The organism is Pseudarthrobacter phenanthrenivorans (genome assembly GCF_000813845.1).
GTDB lineage: Bacteria > Actinomycetota > Actinomycetes > Actinomycetales > Micrococcaceae > Arthrobacter > Arthrobacter phenanthrenivorans_B.
In genome coordinates this window covers 41,890-58,017 of sequence record NZ_JWTB01000019.1, presented here as the reverse complement: position 1 = coordinate 58,017, position 16,128 = coordinate 41,890, and the positions used below count along the sequence as shown (strand labels likewise).

The window sequence follows — 16,128 nt, the reverse complement described above, 5'->3', positions numbered from 1 at the left end:
GGATGGAGGGAGGTGCGCCGGGAAGTCTGGTCGGCATGGCTTCGTCGAACCCGGATTTAAGGACGCCTGGATGAACTCCACCCCGCCCACCCCCCGCAGGAACACGTTTTTTGGTTCCACCGTTTTCTCCCGGGGCAGCTATGCCGAGGCCCTGCGAATCGGGGAAATCCTCCGCAAGGAAACCGTTGGCGGCGCGCTCCTGGTCATCGCCGCCGTCATCGCCCTTATCTGGGCCAACTCCCCTGCATCGGAGAGCTACTTTGCCCTCCGCGACTTCAAGGTTGGCTACGAACCGTGGCACCTTGACCTGAGCCTGGGTGCCTGGGCGGCAGATGGACTGCTGGCCATTTTCTTCTTCCTGGTGGGCCTGGAACTTAAACGTGAGTTCGTGGCCGGCGACCTCCGCCAGATCAGTAAATCAATTGTTCCCGTAGCCGCCGCCGTAGGTGGCGTCGCCGTCCCGGCGGTGATGTACGCCGTCGTCAATCTCGCCTCGCCCGAGACGCTGCGCGGCTGGGCCATTCCGACGGCAACCGACATTGCGTTTGCCGTGGCGGTCCTGGCGATCATCGGATCCCACCTGCCCAGCGCCCTGCGGATCTTCCTGCTGACCCTGGCGGTGGTGGATGACCTGATCGCCATCACCATCATCGCGTTCTTCTATTCCAGCAACATCCAGCCGGTGCCCCTGCTCCTGGCGCTCATCCCGCTCGCCGTCTACGCCGTCCTGGCCCACAAGTACCGCCGGTTCTTCGGCCGGCATGCCGCCGCCGCGTGGCTGATCCTGCTGCCGCTGGGGGCCGTCACCTGGGCGCTGGTGCACGCATCAGGCATCCACGCCACCGTCGCCGGCGTCCTGCTGGGCTTTGCCATTCCCGTGGTCCGCTCGCAGGCGTCCGGCGGCCCGGAGGCCGGTCCGGGGCTCGCCGAAATCTTCGAGCACCGGTTCCGGCCCATCTCGGCCGGCGTGGCCGTTCCCATCTTCGCGTTCTTCTCCGCCGGTGTTGCCGTGGGCGGCTGGGAAGGCCTGGGCAAGGCGCTGACTGACCCCGTGGCGCTCGGCATCATCCTGGGCCTGGTCCTGGGCAAGCCGATCGGCATTATGGGGACCACCTGGGTCCTGACCAAGGCCACCCGGGCAACCCTGGACAGCTCCTACAAATGGATCGACATCACAGGTGTTGCCCTGCTGGCCGGGATCGGGTTCACCGTCTCCCTGCTGGTGGCCGAGCTCAGTTTCGGCAACGGCAGCCTGCACGACGACCACGCCAAGGTGGGCATCCTGGCCGCGTCACTGCTCGCTGCCCTACTGGCAACGGCCGTGCTGCGCACCCGGAACCGTCAGTACCGGCTCGCCGAAGAGCTCGAAAAAGTGGATTCGGACCACGACGGCGTCCCGGACGTCTACCAGGAGCGCAGCTAAGGCGCGTGAAAGCGTTGCCTGGCGGGCTTTAGGCTGTGGCGAGCGGTTTGCCCGCGGGCCCCGGTTTCACCGGTACGTCCAGTTTTACCGGCGCTTGAACCGGGGTTTCGACGTGGCGGATCTCCAGGGCCTCCGGGTCCAGCAGCTTGCGGGTGCCGGTCCGGGCGTCCAGGATCCAGAAGAGTTCAAGGGCCGGGACGACGTCGGTCACCCGGCCTTTGTGGAAGAGCCTGCCCCGGTGCCACGCCTCGATTTCGTCCCCGATGCGGAGCTGGGCCGTACGTATTCCTTGTGCCTCCATAATGGGCTGCCTCCTGCTGTTGTATCCCCGTAAGCACAGCTTGCCGTGGACAGGTTGCCGGAGTGTTTCCGCGCGGTGTTTTTTCTGTGTCACCCGGTGGCGGGCTGTCCGTCAGAAGCTTGTTCGCGTATCCGTGTCCTGAAGGTTCGGACGTGCGGACAAGCTTCTGATCCGTCGCAGGACAGCGCGGGGCTGTCAGTCCTCCACGGGGAACGCGACCGCTTCGCCCACAACCCGCAGGCACAGCTCCATGCCGGGCCGGGCGATCGAGGCGTTCCAGTGCCGGATGGTGATCACTTCGCCGCCGCCGGGGTAGCGGTGGTCGGCGTGCCCGGCCACTTCCTTGGGCACGTTCAGTTTCAGCCGGACAGTGGTTTCCGGGCCGAAGTAGTCCGTGTCCACCACAACGCCCCGGATGGGACCGTCCTCGGCGATGCGGATCTGTTCCGGCCGGAGCATGAGCTGCACCCGTCCCTGGGCCGGTGGCCGGCGGACCGGGATGCCGCCCAGCGAACAGGTGGCCAGCGACCCTTCCAGCCACGCGTCCAGGATGACGGCATCGCCAAGGAATTCGGCGGTGGCCCGGTCTGCGGGGCGGGTGTACACCACGAACGGGTTGCCGATCTGGGCGAGCTTGCCGCCGCGCATCACTGCCACCTGGTCAGCGAAGGACAGGGCCTCGGCCTGGTCGTGCGTGACCAGGATGGTGGTGACCCCGGCTTCGGCCAGGACCTTGGCCACGGCGCGCCGGGTGGCCACGCGAAGGCCGGCATCCAGCGCGGAGAAGGGTTCGTCCAGGAGCATCAGCTCCGGTTCGCGCGCCAACGCACGGGCCAGGGCAACACGCTGCTGCTGGCCCCCGGAAAGCTGGTGCGGCCGGCGCTTGGCCATGGATGCGTCCAGGGACACCATTTCCAGGAGTTCCGCCACGCGGGCCGCGACGGCACGGCGGCCACCCTCACGTTTGGCCGGATTGAGGCCGAAGGCGACATTCTGGCCCACGGTCAGGTGCGGGAACAGGGCGCCATCCTGGGCCACATACCCGATCTGCCGTTTGTGGGCCGGCAGCCAGGCGCCCTCACCGGCCACCAGGGTTCCGTTCAGGGAAATGCTCCCGGTGTCCGGGTGTTCAAATCCGGCGATCAGGCGCAGCAGGGTGGTCTTGCCGGAGCCGGACGGGCCCACAATGGCGGTGGTACCGCCCTTGGCCACGGACAGGTTGACGCCCTTCAGGACCGCCTGTGATCCGAAGTTCTTGGTGACGTCCGTGATCTGCAGGTGGCTGTTGGTGGTTGCCGCCACGGAAGGGGCCACCCGGGGCTCGGGCAGCCGGCGGGTCGATGGTGCTGTCACTGTCCGGCTACTTTCTTGGACTGTTGGAAGAGGAGATAGGTCATGGGCGCGGAGAGCAGGATCATCAGCAGGGCGTAGGGTGCGGCGCCCGCGTAATCGATCTCGCTGCTCTTGCTCCAAAACTCGGTGGCCAGGGTTTTGGTGCCGTTGGGGGACAGGAGCAAGGTGGCGGTCAGTTCGTTGGCGATGGCCAGGAACACCAGGGCCGCCCCGCCGGCCGCTGCGGGTGCGGTGAGCCGCAGGGTGACGCGGATGAAGGCCACCAGCGGGGGCTTGCCCAGGGCCTGCGCTGCCTCATCCAGTTCCTTGGGGGCCTGCGCCAGGCCGGCCCGGAGGTTCACCAGTGCCCGGGGGAGGAACAGCAGCACGTACGCGGCCACCAGCACCCCTGCCGTCTGGTAGATCCCGGGCATCACGCGGATGCTGACCGTGACGAACGCCAGCGCCACCACGATCCCCGGCATGGAACTGGTGACGTAGTTGGACAGTTCCAGGGACTTGCTGAACCAGCCGGGCTTCCGGACCGCAAGGTACGCCATGGGGAAGGCGACCACCACTGTGGCCGCGGCTCCGACGAGCCCGTACCAGAACGTGGCCAGCAGGGCCGGAAGGAACTCGGACGCCGTCCAGATGTCTGCCCCGCCGGCCACGATCCACTTCAGCACGTAGTACAGCGGGAGGCCGAACGCCAGCGCGGTGAGCGCCAGCAGGAAGAGCTGGGCGGGAACCTGGTAGGCGTGCAGCGGCAGCCGCAGCGCCCTGGCCTGCACCCCGGAACCGATCCGGGCGTAGCGGGCGGTACCACGGCTGCGGACCTCCGCCACCAGCAGGAGCAGGCAGAAGAACACCAGCACGCTGGCCAGCATGTTCCCGGCCGCCCCGTTAAAGGTGGACCGGTACTGGGTCATGATCGCGGTGGTGAAGGTATCGAACCGGATCATGGCGAAGGCACCGTATTCGGCCAGCAGGTGCAGCCCCACCAGCAGGGCGCCGCCCGTCAGGGCAATCCGGAGCTGGGGGAGCACCACCCGGAAGAAGGCCCGCCAGGCGCCCAGCCCCAGCGCGGCGGCAGACTGCTCAATGGCCGGGTCCAGCCGGCTCAGGGTGGCGGCCGCCGGAATGTATACCAGCGGGAAGTAGGACAGGGTGGAAATCAGGATCCCCGAACCCAGGCCGCCCAGCGACGGCACGGCCGAAACCCAGGCGTAGCTGTTGACGAATGCGGGGACGGCCAGCGGTGCGGCCAGCAGCACGGCCCAGACCCGGTGGCCGCGAAGCTTCGTCCGCTCCACCAGCCAGGCCCCTGCCACGCCCAGCAGCAGGCACAGCGGGATGGTGGCAGCCATCAGGAGCAGGGTGTTCACCAGCAGTTCGCCCACGCGGGGCCGCATGATGAGGGCGACGGCGGTATCCCACCCGGTCGCCACCGTCATGTAGGCCACGTACCCCAGCGGGACGAGGGAGAAGAGGGCAATCAGCACCGCCAGCGCGGACACCGCGGAAACGCCGAAAGGCGGGCGGGGGCTGTTGCCCCTGCCCGCCGTCGTCGTGCTCCGCTTGGCGGGAGCCGATAGATCGGTGGTCACGGAATTAGAGGAGTCCGGCCTGGGTCATCAGGTCGGAGACCTTCTGGGAGTTGAGCTTCGCGGCGTCCACCTTGGGTGCCTGCAGGTCCTTGATGGGGACCAGCTTGTCATTGGCCGGCACGTCGGAGCCGATGGCGTATTCGAAGGAGGTTCCGTTCTTCAGGACTTCCTGCCCCTTCTTGCCGGTAATGAACTTCAGGAATGCCTGCGCAGCGTCCGCGTTCTTGGAGGACTTGAGCACACCGCCGCCGGAGACCGACAGGAACGCGCCCGGGTCCTGGTTCTTGAAGTAGTACGGGGCGACGTTCTTGGAGTTCTCGCCCGTCTTGGCCTGGTCACCGTAGTAGTAGTAGTGGTAGATCAGCGCGGCGTCGACTTCGCCGGCGTTGACTGCCTTCATGGCGGTGCTGTTGCCCTTGTAGGCCTTGGAGTTGTCCTTCATGGCCTTGAGCCAGTCCTCGGTCGCGGACTCGCCCTTCAGTTCCAGCAGCGCGGAGACAATGGCCTGGAAGTCGGCGCCGGTGGGCGAGGCGGCCCAGCGGCCCTTCCACTCCGGGTTGGCCAGGTCAAGCATGGACTTGGGCAGCTGGTCCTCGGTGAGCTTGGTCTTGTTGTACACCAGGACGGTGGAGCGGGCGGCGATGCCCGTCCACTTGCCGGTGGACGGCGAGAATTCGGCGGGGACCTGGGCCAGGGTGTCCTTGTTGACGTCGGCGAACAGCCCGGCGTTCTCCACCTGCGTCATGGCGGGGGAGTTCTCGGTGAGGAACACGTCGGCGGGGGACGCCTGGCCTTCCTGGATGATCTGGTTGGACATTTCCGTGTCGTCACCCTGGCGCAGGGTCACCTTGATGCCGGTTTCGGCCGTGAAGGCGTCCACCCATTCCTTGGTGAGGCTTTCGTGCTGGGCGTTATAGACGGTGATCTCGCCCGAGGCGGCACCGTTGGAAGCGGCGGAGGAGCTGTCGCCGGCGGGAGTGCCGCCGCCGCAGGCGGTCAGGCCGAGAGCTGCGGTGGCGGCGAGTGCGATGCCTGCCAGCGCGCTGTTGCGGATCTTCATTGAGGCTGCTTTCGTGGGGAAAAGTCTGCGTGAACCTAAGTCCTGATGGGCACCGGAAGACAGTGCCTATGTTCAGAAACTGTAGGGTAGGCAAACCTAAGCACCAAGCAGGAAAGCGCTTTAAGTGACGAGGTTCACATCAATTACGACACTTTGGCATGACGTAATTGCAGGGCCGTGTCCGCGGTGGGGAAGGCGCGGGCTTGCCGCTACGTGTTCGGGTTGGGGTCATGGACGTCGTGCTCGCCGATGTCCGCCGCGCCCAGGAGCCCTTCCGCCGGTGCGTCTTCGGACGGATGGACCCTGACGCTCAGCTCGGGATGGTGCAGGTCCAGGGCCGGGCGCTCCGAACGGATCCGGGGCAGGGACGTGAAGTTGTGGCGCGGCGGCGGGCAGGACGTGGCCCACTCGAGCGAGGCGCCGAAGCCCCAGGGGTCGTCCACCGTGACCTTCTTCCCGGCCCGCCAGGTGATGTAGACGTTCCAGAAGAACGGGATCAGCGAGGCGCCCAGGAGGTAGGACCCCACGGTGGAGAACTGGTTCATCCAGGTGAAGTTGTCCTCCGGCATGTAGTCCGCATACCGGCGGGGCATGCCCAGGACGCCCAGCCAGTGCTGGATCAGGAACGTGGCGTGGAAGCCCAGGAAGAGCATCCAGAAGTGGATCTTGCCCAGGCGCTCGTTGAGCATGGTCCCCGTGAACTTGGGCCACCAGAAGTAGAAGCCGGCGAACATGGCGAACACCACGGTGCCGAAAACCACGTAGTGGAAATGCGCCACCACAAAGTAGGAGTCCGATACGTGGAAGTCCATGGGCGGCGAGGCCAGGATGATGCCCGTCAGGCCACCAAAGAGGAAGGTGGCCAGGAACCCCATGCTCCACAGCATGGGGGTCTCGAACGTGAGCGAGCCGCCCCACATCGTGCCGATCCAGTTGAAGAACTTCACGCCGGTGGGAACTGCGATGAGCATGGTCATGAACGCGAAGAACGGCAGGAACACCGCGCCCGTGACGTACATGTGGTGCGCCCACACCGTGACGGACAGGGCCGCAATGGCGATCGTGGCGTACACGATGCCCTTGTAGCCGAACAGGGGCTTGCGGCTGAAGACCGGGAAGATCTCCGAGACGATGCCGAAGAACGGCAGCGCGATGATGTACACCTCGGGGTGGCCGAAGAACCAGAACAGGTGCTGCCACAGGATGGCGCCCCCGTTGGCAGGATCGAAGATGTGCGCCCCGAACTTCCGGTCGGCGCCCAGCGCGAACAGGGCCGCGGCCAGCGGCGGGAAGGCCATGAGCACCAGGATGGCGGTGACCAGGGTATTCCAGGTGAAGATGGGCATCCGCCACATCGTGAGCCCCGGCGCGCGCATGCAGATGATGGTGGTGATGAAGTTGACTGAGCCCAGGATGGTGCCGAAGCCGGACAGCGCCAGGCCGAAGACCCACAGGTCACCGCCGATGCCGGGGGTGAACGTGGTGTTGGACAGCGGTGCGTAGGCGAACCAGCCGAATGCTGCGGCGCCCTGTGGGGTGATGAAGCCGGACACAGCGATGGTGGAGCCGAACAGGAAGAACCAGAAGGCCAGCGCGTTCAGCCGCGGGAACGCAACGTCCGGGGCGCCGATCTGCAGCGGCATGATCACGTTGGCGAACCCGGCGAACAGCGGGGTGGCGAACATGAGCAGCATGATGGTGCCGTGCATCGTGAACAGCTGGTTGTACTGCTCTTTGGTCTGCAGGATCTGCATGCCGGGCTCGAACAGTTCGGCGCGGATCAGCAGCGCCATCACGCCGCCCGCGCAGAAGAAAATGAAGGACGCGATCAGGTACATGTACCCGATGGTCTTGTGGTCGGTGGAGGTGATCCAGTTGACCACGATGGTGCCCTTGGGCCGCCGGACCACTGCCGGCGCAGCCGTGGCCGCGGTTCCGCCCATTCTCTGCCCTGTGGTGGTCATGGCCTGCCGTCCTTTACTCTGCTGGTTCCGTGACCTGTGGTGCAGGGGCCGACAACGGCTGCCGGTCGAAGTCGGCGCCCAGGTTGCCGGTGTTTCCCTTCGCCTTCAGGTCGGCGATGTGGCTGTCATAGTCCTGCTGGCTGACCACCCGGACCTTGAAAAGCATCTCCGAGTGGTATTCGCCGCAGAGCTCGGCGCACTTGCCCATGTATTCGCCGATACGGTTTGGGGTGATGTTGATGTAGGGGTTGTACTGTTCGTGCCCCGGGTACAGGTCGCGTTTCTGCAGGAAATCGACCACCCAGAAGGAGTGCTGAACATCGCGGGACTGGAGGTGCAGCTCCACTTTCTTCCCGACGGGAAGGTACAGCGTGGGCAGCCGGTCCGGCGCGCCGTAGGCCCCGGTCAGGTGGGCCTGCTGGCCGGCATCCTCGTGGACCTGTTCCTTGACGTAATTGAAATCCCAGGACCACTGCTTGCCGAACACGTCAATCACGACATCGGGGTTGGGGTAGCGTTCGTCGATGGCCCGCTGCTCACGGTCGGTGAAGACGAACAGGACGCCGATAACGATCAGGGGGATGGCCAGGTAGAACACTTCCAGTGGAAGGTTGTAGCTCAGCTGGGCCGGGAATCCCACGGTGTTCTTCCGGCGCCGGTAGGCCACCACGACCCAGATCATCAGGCCCCAGGTGATGACGCCCACAACCAGTGCCGCAATCCAGGAGTTGACCCATAGGTCCGTAATCAGCTCGGTGTTGTTGGTGGTGTCGCGGGCCCCGGGCAGGAATCCGCGGGACACGAGGTCGGAGCAGGAGGTCAGGGCCGGCAGGGCGGCGAGCACCACGGCTGCTGCGGCGACGCGCTGCAGTCTCCGGTTCTTGAACGGTTTTGTACCCATTCCTGGTCCCTCCGGCTGCTCCAGAGACCCAACTGCCTGAGCCCACCACCGGCCTCAGAGCCGACGGGTTGTGTGCCCACAGTAACGCGGCGAGGATGCTATGGGAAGGGGTTTTGGGCGGCCGGACAAGCGGGCTCCGCCGGCGGAGTGGCGGGGGTGGCCGTGGTGTTACCGGCCGGCCCAGACGGACACTGCCCCGGAGTGGCCGGTCACGATGGTTTGGTACACCAGGAAGATTCCGGCCAGGACGCCGACCACCGAGGTGGCAGGGACCAGCCAGCGGGACTCGAGGAGGCCGCGCAGGCCGCGGAAGGCGGGCCGGCGGGTGAGGAGCGACGGGAAGGCGGCGGCGATCTGCACCGCGACAGCCACCAGGAAGAGCACGGTGACGTAGCGCAGGAAGCTTCCCTGGTGGCCGTGCTCCTCGATGAGCTGTGATCTTCCCGTTGCCTTCTCCAGCTGTTCGCCGGCTTCCGCCGTGAGGACGGACAACGGAACAAGCAGCAGGGCCAGGACACCCAGCGGCCATGCCAGGAAGCGCCTGGACCGGCGGATCAGGGCGAAGGCCACCGCTGCAACCCCGGCCAGCGGGCCCAGCACCACCACGCCGTGGATCAACAGGATGTGGGCCGGAAGGCCTGCGATCTCCAGCAAGGGATACTCCGATCAGTGGTGGGCGCTCTGCTGCGTACGGTCAGTGTCGCACGGCCGCAGGGCGAATTACGCCACCCCGGTGGTACCCAGCAGGCTTCCCACCCCGAACGTGAAGGCCATGGCCAGCGCGCCGCCCACCACCAGCCGGATGGTTGCCTTGCGCTTGGAGCTGCCGCCGATCCTGGCGCTGACGGTTCCGGTCAGTGCGAGCGCCAGGATGACGGCAACGAACGTCACCGGGATCCGGGCTTCTGACGGCGGGAAGATGATGGCCAGCATGGGCAGGACGGCGCCGACGGTGAAGGCGATCGCGGAGGCGAACGCGGCATGCCACGGGCTGGCCACTTCCTCCTCGTCGATGTTCAGCTCCGCGGACAGGTGCGCCTTCAATGCATCTTTTGCCGTCAGTTCCTCGGCCACTGTCCGCGCCGTGGCTTCACTGAGCCCCTTGGCCTGGTAGATGTGGGCAAGTTCGGCCAGCTCGCCCTCGGGATCGTCCTGGAGTTCCTGCCGTTCCTTTTCGATCAATGCCCGCTGGCTGTCGCTCTGGCTGCTCACGGAAACGTATTCACCCAGGGCCATGGACACGGCTCCGCCCACGACGGCGGCGGTACCGGCAACCAGGATGGGCGCCAGCTCGTTGGTCACGCCCGCCACACCCACCACGGTTGCCGCTACGGAGACGATGCCGTCATTGGCACCGAGGACTCCGGCGCGCAGCCAGTTCAGGCGCGCTGCCACGCTGCTGTCGTGGGGTTCGTTGTGGCTGAGTTTGAGGGTTTCAGACATGCTGGCAGTAAAGCACCGTAACCGGCCCGGTGCCACGAAGGTTTGCATCCCCTAACCGGGCCCGTCGAGCCGCTTTTCGGACGTGATCCTGGAGCAGCAGACTTTCGGCCCTTGCGGTTCCTGCCGGCAGCGGCGACTCTGGGGGCAATCCAGGCCAAGGAGTTGTCATGGACATCCGTCTCCTCCTGCAGGTGCTGTCCCTGCGGGCGGCAGGACGCCGGCGGGAACAGTGGGATCCCGTTCGCATCGCCGCCTATCAGGAGCAGGCGCTGAAACGGCTGCGCGAGGCAGCATACGCCGGTTCCGCGTTCTACCGCCGGCACCACGCCGGGCTGCGCATGGCGCCCCTGGGTGACCTGCCCCCGGTCAGCAAGGCCGAGCTCATGGACAATTTCGGCGAAGCCGTGACCACCCCGGATTTGAGCCTCGCTGACCTGGAACAGCACCTGCGGGCCCTGACCGAAAGTTCGGGTGATCCCGGCCGGCCGTTCAGGGGGCGGTGGTGGGTGGCGGCCACGGCAGGGACCACGGGCCGCAGCGGTGTCTTTGCCTGGAACCGCTCGGAGTTTGCCTCGGTCCTGGCGTCCTACGCGCGGGCCGGTGACTGGGCCGGGATCTCTCCCAGGCCGGGAAGGCCCATGAGGGTAGCGCTGGTCAGCTCCCGTGTCCCCACCCACCAGTCCGCCGTCGTTGGTGCTTCTGCCAACTCGCGGTTCGTCCCAACGCTTCGCCTGGACGTCACCGCACCCATGGACAGGACGGTGGCAGCGCTCAACCGGTTCCAGCCCAGGGTGCTGGTGGGGTACGCCTCGGCCCTGGCGCCGTTGGTAGCCGAACAGCGGGACGGGCGGCTGCGCATTGCGCCCGAGGGTGTCATGTCGACCTCCGAAGTGCTTACTCCGCAGGCGGCGGCCGGGATGCGGGACGCATGGGGAAGCGCCCCCTTCGACGTCTATGCCGCCACCGAAACGGCGGGGATTGCGTCGCCTTGCCCCTACCGGAACCGGCATGTCTACGAGGACCTGGTGATTGTTGAGCCGGTGGACAGCGCCGGACAGGTGGTCCCTGCCGGATCAACCGGCGCGAAACTGCTGGTTACGGTGCTGTTTTCCCGAACCCTGCCGTTGATCCGCTACGAGATGTCGGACGCGGTCAGGCTGGGAGGGCGCGGCTGTCCCTGCGGGCGGTCCCTCAGGATCCTGGAGGAGGTCGAGGGCCGGGTGGAGGACGTGCTGACGCTGCCCGGCCGGGAAGGTCCCGTGAGGCTTCACCCCCTGGTGTTCCACGATGTGCTGGACGATGTGTCCACCGGCGGGTGGCAGGTCATCCAGGAATCCTGGGGGCTGCGCATCCTTATCGCAGGCCGCACGCCCGGACATTCCCCCGACAATATCCGGGCAGCGGTGGAGACTGCCCTGGCAGCGGCGGGCGCATCCCCGCTCTTGATTGTCGTGGAGCCGGTGGACCGCCTCCAGCGCACGGCCTTGGGCAAGGCACCGTTTGTGCGGGCGCTGCGGAATCAGCGATGAGGGGTGGGAGGGCAGGTGCCCTCCCACCCGACCGTCAGGCGACGGCGGGGTAGCTGCTGAGGATGTAGTCGGCCGCAGCGGGTCCTTTCATCCGAAGGCGGGAATTCCGGATATCCACGCCGCAGCGGAGCATCCCGGCCCGGAAGGCCTGGTCCGGCTTGGGGGTCAGTCCGTGGAGTTCCGCCCAGCTGACGTAAAGGCCGTAGAGGCAGTCGGGGCCGAGAGGGGAATCTCCGGACGGATCGGAGGCTGTTGCTTCAGTCAGGAATTGCTGGAAATGCGAGGCAGACATGGCCAAGGCTCTTTCGCTCTTGCATTATGGGCTGCCGTTCGGCTACAGCAGCGTCTCCCTGAGGCCTTTGCAGAAGGGCCGGGAGGACGGGTCGCAGTGCCCGTCACAGACTCAAATTTACCCGCGGGTAGCCCGGAAGTACAGGTAGTGCCCCCGGAAGCCCGAACTGCTTCCCGCGCAATGCTAAGGGTGCTTATCATGTATTCCCTTGTGGAACGCGGCGCTGGCATCTTCTCCAACGGTGTCTGCAAGGGAGCAAGGGATAGGGGACGACGGCGATGGACACCTACGGCAATGACGGCACCGGCGGCGCCGGGGCAGGCAGGCGCACGTTGGGGATCGAGGAGGAGCTGCTCCTGGTGGATCCGGCCAACGGGGAGGCCGTGCCCAAGGCTGGAGAACTGCTGAACCTTTATGTCCGACCGCTGGAGGCGGCTTCCGGGCCCATCCTGACGGCCGAGTTCCAGCAGGAAATGATCGAGGTGGTGACCCCGCCGCACGCCACCCTCGCAGGACTGCAGCAGGACATCGTGGCCGGGCGGGCCATTGCCCACCAGGCCGCCGGGGATGTGGGGGTCCGGGTGGCCGCGCTGGGCACCTCCCCGCTTCCGGCCAACCCCCACCCGGTACAACTCCGGCGCTTCAAGGCCATGGCCGAGGAATACGGCCTTACGGCGCGCGAACAGCTCACGTGCGGCTGCCATATCCACGTTTCGGTGGAATCTCCGGAGGAAGCCGTGGCCGTGCTGGACCGGATGCGGATCTGGCTGCCCGTGCTCATCGCGCTCAGCGCCAACTCACCCTTCTGGCATGGCCAGGACACCGGCTATGCCAGCTACCGGGCCCAGGTGTGGAACCGCTGGCCCTCCGCCGGGCCGCTGGACATCCTGGGTGGACCGGACGCCTACCACCAGCTGGTGCATGACATGGTGAGCACCGGCGTCGCCCTGGATGAAGGCATGGTCTACTTCGACGCACGCCTCTCCCGGCACTATCCAACCGTGGAGATCCGGGTGGCTGACGTGTGCCTGCGGCCAGAGAACACCGTGCTGCTGGCGGGCATCGCCCGTGGCTTGGTGGAAACCGCCGCAAGGGAGTGGCGGGAGGGCACCGAACCCGTTTCCGTCCCGTCCGCCCTGCTCCGGCTGGCCGGCTGGAAAGCCAGCCGCTGGGGCCTGCGCGGCGAGTTGCTGGATCCGCACACGCACCGCCCGGCGCCCGCGCTCGCCGTCGTCAATGCCTTGCTCAACCACGTGCGCCAGGCGCTGGCGGACATGGGGGACCTGCAGCGCGTGGAGGAACAGGTGGACAGGCTGCTCGCCGAAGGCACCGGCGCGGTCCGGCAAATGGAGGTGCTTCACCGCACGGGGGACCTGGAACGGGTGGTGGCGGACGCGGCGGACTGCACGGTTTCCGCGTCCCAGGCCTGGTAGTCCCAGGCCTAGTAGGTGGTGGCGTTGGGAATGATCAGCGGCGGCCGCGGCGCCTGATTGAAGTCGAAGGCGTTGGTGAGGTCGCCCAGGAGCGGGTTGTTTTCGCGGACATCCGGGCGGTTGTCAGGCCGGCCGTCGGTGGCGGGATCGATCCGTTCACCGCCGAGGAAATCGTCCTCGATGAACTTGAAGTAGGCGTCCTGGCTCAGGACCTGGTGGTCGATATACCCCTTCTTCGCGTAGGGGCTGATGACGAGGGCAGGAACCCGCAGGCCGTAGCCGTTGTTGTCCACCTCGGGCGGCTGGACATGGTCATAAAACCCGCCCCAGTCGTCCCAGTTCAGGAAGATGGCCGTGCTGTTCCAGTCCGGGCCGCTCATGATGGCGTTGACCAGCCCGGCAACGTACTGTTGGCCGGTGCTGATCTTGGCCGGCGGATGTTCGCTGACCTCATCGGTGGGTGCCACCCAGGTGACGGCGGGCAGCCTGCCCTGCCGGGCGTCGTCGTACAGGCCGCTCAGGGGTTTGATGTTGCCCTGCTCGCCGTCCTCGGTGACGGTGTCGAAGTACGGCAGCGGGTTCCACCGGCCCGGCGTTTCGGCGTCCTGTTTCACGGGGGCGCAGGTGGCGGCGTCGTTCCGGCAGTCCGGTTCAGTGCCGCCGAACACGTAGTAGGCCCAGGACACGGAGTGCTTGTGGAGCAGGTAGGTCAGGTCGGTCCAGGAGTAGTTGGGCCCTTTCAGGGTTTTCGCCGCTTCGGCCAGCTTGTCCTTCAGGGTGGCCGGAAGGTCTGCGGCCTGGACCGCGCCCTTGCAGGCGGCGTAGGAATCGGTGCGCTTGCAGCCGGCCGAGACCACCTGGCTTGTCTGGGCGGCCAGGTCCGGGCCAAGGCCCGCGGCCTGGAGGGCGTCCCGGCATGGCTGCGGGTCCGGGTTGGGCTGGCATCTGCCGATCAGGCTTTCCTCGAATTCTGCCTTCTCGGGTTCATTTTCAACGCCGTCCAGCGCGTTGATGCACGACGACGGGTCTCCCGTCCTGGAGCACTTTGCGGACCATTCCGAGACCATGTACAGGTGCGCCTGGAGGCTTCCGGCGGCGGCGGAGGTGAACATGTGGTCCTGCAGGACAAAGTTGTCGGCGTAGGTCCAATAGGTGGGCAGCTGGTTCCGGTCGTGGTACCCCATGACGTCGGTGCGTCGAGTCTTGTACTTGCAGTCGGTGGCATCCGGCTGGCAGTGCGCGATGCCCTTCTCCGCCTGGGCAACAAATCCGTCCATCGCCCCGTTGTTGATGTCTGCGGTGGCGTCTGCCGGGCTGTGCGGGCCGCCGGCGTTGCTGTCCGACGGGTCCAGGAAGGGTGAAACACAGCCTCCCCTCCCCGGCGCAGGAAGGCAGGCCACCGGCTTGCCGTCCTTCATGGGAATGCCTTCGGCGCCCGGGTAGGTGCCGAAGTAGCTGTCGAAGGACCGGTTCTCCTGGGTGATGATCACCACGTGCTTGATCTTGGCAATCCCGGCGTCCCCGGGCCAGATCCGCGGAATAGCGACGGCGAGAACCACCAGGGCCACCACCGTCACCGAGGCCGCGAGGACGGTCCGACGCCGCAGCATTCCGGGCAGCCGCACCTCAGGACCCCGACCGGAAGACGTCATCGCCGAAGGTTTTCACACCCGGCTCGCCGGCCAGCCCAAGCCGCGGGAGCTGGAAGAGATCCTCGATGGTGGCCAGCAGGCTGTAGTGGTTGTAGGGCCGTTCCGACGTGGCCCCGGCGTTGCTGAACGGGGACAGGACCAGCGCGCCCACCTTGCCCCCGGCGGCACCGCCTGCGGGGCTCCCGGAGTCTCCCTGGGCCGGCCCTGCGGTGCCGCCCTCGGTCTCGTCGAAGGTGATGACCAGCATGCCGTCCTGCTGGTACGCGGGGGACGACAGGATGGCGGGGATGTGGTCCTGGAGCCACGCGTCCGCAGCTTCCAGGCCCCCGCGGGTACCGTCGGCGCAGGTGGCGTCGTGTCCGTCGTGGCAGAGGTTGGGTGTGATGTAGGAAAGGTTCGGGGTGGTGCCGACGGACTGCAGGTCATCCGCGAGTTCCGAAAGGTTCACCACGTCTTTGTCGCAGTCCGGGGAATCGGTGATGGACTGGAAGTAGACGAAGGGGTCGTGGTGGGTGGAGTACATGTCATCCGCCGTGGCCCGGATATGGTTGTCGGGCTCACCGAGGGCCGGGTGTTCGCACGGCTGCTGCATGTCCTCCATGTAGCCCTTCCACGTCCTGCCCTGGGCGGTCAGCTGCCCCGCCAGGGTCTGGGCCTGGTCAGGGTAGACGCAGCCCGTTCCCTGCAGGGTGCCCGTCCCGTCGGTGCCCGTGGCGTTGAACCGGGTATAGGTGCGGCAGTCCTGCTCCGTGTTGTCGTTGGGCCGCTGCCCGGAAATCTGCGCCAGGTAGTTGGGCAGGGAATTGTGGGCGATGCCGTAGTAGTTCTCCAGCAGCACCCCCTGCTTCCGGAGTGTTCCGGACAGGTAAGGGGCTGAGGAGTTGTCACCCCACACGGAGTCGTAGCTCTTGTTCTCCAGGTTGATGACGAAGATGTGGCCGGGGCGCCCGGCGGCATCCGCCGGGGCCAGGTTGGGCGTCACGCCGCCACCCGGGCTTGGGGCGGCACCGGAAGCACCGCCGGGTGCTGCGCCGGACGCGTTGCCAGGGGGCGGGGCGGCGGGGCTTTGGGCGGGGGCCGTGGGCCGCGCCTGGGCAGGTGCGGCCGGACTGGACTGGCAGGCTGCCAGCGAGGGGATCAGCAGCAGGGGCAGCAGGAGTAAACAGGGCCCGTGCCACCGGCGGCCTCTGG

General features: G+C 66.7%; 14 protein-coding genes. 3 read left to right on the top strand and 11 right to left on the bottom strand.

The window, feature by feature from the left end:
* Positions 1-70 precede the first annotated feature (70 nt).
* Positions 71-1,423, top strand: coding sequence for a Na+/H+ antiporter NhaA (gene nhaA / locus RM50_RS10030; protein WP_043452324.1), 1,353 nt, complete (start codon positions 71-73; stop codon positions 1,421-1,423).
* Between the two features lie 28 nt (positions 1,424-1,451).
* Here the strand turns inward: nhaA and RM50_RS10025 are convergent, their stop codons facing one another.
* The 8 genes from RM50_RS10025 to RM50_RS09990 all read right to left on the bottom strand — a co-directional run bounded on the left by RM50_RS10025 (position 1,452) and on the right by RM50_RS09990 (position 10,031).
* Positions 1,452-1,724, bottom strand: a complete 273-nt coding sequence (locus RM50_RS10025) for a hypothetical protein (RefSeq protein ID WP_043452323.1) — start codon at positions 1,722-1,724, stop codon at positions 1,452-1,454.
* 195 nt (positions 1,725-1,919) lie between these two features.
* Complete coding sequence (locus RM50_RS10020; protein ID WP_205622247.1) at positions 1,920-3,077, bottom strand: ABC transporter ATP-binding protein; 1,158 nt, start codon at positions 3,075-3,077, stop codon at positions 1,920-1,922.
* The gene (locus RM50_RS10015; protein WP_205622246.1) at positions 3,074-4,663 is read right to left on the bottom strand and encodes an ABC transporter permease; all 1,590 of its coding nucleotides are present in this window, start codon (positions 4,661-4,663) and stop codon (positions 3,074-3,076) included. The genes RM50_RS10020 and RM50_RS10015 overlap by 4 nt, the downstream gene beginning before the upstream one ends.
* A 4-nt stretch (positions 4,664-4,667) precedes the next feature.
* Entirely contained in the window at positions 4,668-5,723 is a 1,056-nt protein-coding gene (locus tag RM50_RS10010; RefSeq protein ID WP_043452321.1) for an iron ABC transporter substrate-binding protein, read from the bottom strand.
* 209 nt (positions 5,724-5,932) lie between these two features.
* Entirely contained in the window at positions 5,933-7,666 is a 1,734-nt protein-coding gene (ctaD, locus tag RM50_RS10005; RefSeq protein WP_043452320.1) for an aa3-type cytochrome oxidase subunit I, read from the bottom strand.
* A gap of 34 nt (positions 7,667-7,700) precedes the next feature.
* On the bottom strand, positions 7,701-8,588 hold the full coding sequence (ctaC, locus tag RM50_RS10000; protein WP_043452319.1) for an aa3-type cytochrome oxidase subunit II: 888 nt from the start codon (positions 8,586-8,588) through the stop codon (positions 7,701-7,703).
* 168 nt (positions 8,589-8,756) lie between these two features.
* Positions 8,757-9,242: a hypothetical protein gene (locus RM50_RS09995; protein WP_043452317.1), complete on the bottom strand. Its 486-nt coding sequence runs from the start codon at positions 9,240-9,242 to the stop codon at positions 8,757-8,759.
* 66 nt (positions 9,243-9,308) lie between these two features.
* Complete coding sequence (locus RM50_RS09990) at positions 9,309-10,031, bottom strand: VIT1/CCC1 transporter family protein (RefSeq protein ID WP_043452316.1); 723 nt, start codon at positions 10,029-10,031, stop codon at positions 9,309-9,311.
* Positions 10,032-10,198: 167 nt separating this feature from the next.
* On the opposite strand from RM50_RS09990, the gene RM50_RS09985 reads away from it, so the two are divergent.
* A complete protein-coding gene (locus RM50_RS09985) occupies positions 10,199-11,560 on the top strand; it encodes a phenylacetate--CoA ligase family protein (protein ID WP_043452315.1) in 1,362 nt (453 codons plus the stop codon).
* Between the two features lie 34 nt (positions 11,561-11,594).
* Here RM50_RS09985 and RM50_RS09980 read toward each other — a convergent pair whose 3' ends face one another.
* Positions 11,595-11,852: a hypothetical protein gene (locus tag RM50_RS09980; protein WP_043452314.1), complete on the bottom strand. Its 258-nt coding sequence runs from the start codon at positions 11,850-11,852 to the stop codon at positions 11,595-11,597.
* Positions 11,853-12,130: 278 nt separating this feature from the next.
* Between RM50_RS09980 and RM50_RS09975 the strand changes: the two genes are divergently transcribed.
* The gene (locus RM50_RS09975; RefSeq protein ID WP_043452313.1) at positions 12,131-13,285 is read left to right on the top strand and encodes a carboxylate-amine ligase; all 1,155 of its coding nucleotides are present in this window, start codon (positions 12,131-12,133) and stop codon (positions 13,283-13,285) included.
* A gap of 8 nt (positions 13,286-13,293) precedes the next feature.
* On the opposite strand, the gene RM50_RS09970 is transcribed toward RM50_RS09975, so the two are convergent.
* Positions 13,294-14,937, bottom strand: coding sequence for a phospholipase C (locus RM50_RS09970; protein WP_052260118.1), 1,644 nt, complete (start codon positions 14,935-14,937; stop codon positions 13,294-13,296).
* Complete coding sequence (locus RM50_RS09965) at positions 14,912-15,919, bottom strand: alkaline phosphatase family protein (RefSeq protein WP_240471934.1); 1,008 nt, start codon at positions 15,917-15,919, stop codon at positions 14,912-14,914. The genes RM50_RS09970 and RM50_RS09965 overlap by 26 nt, the downstream gene beginning before the upstream one ends.
* Between the last annotated feature and the right edge of the window lie 209 nt (positions 15,920-16,128).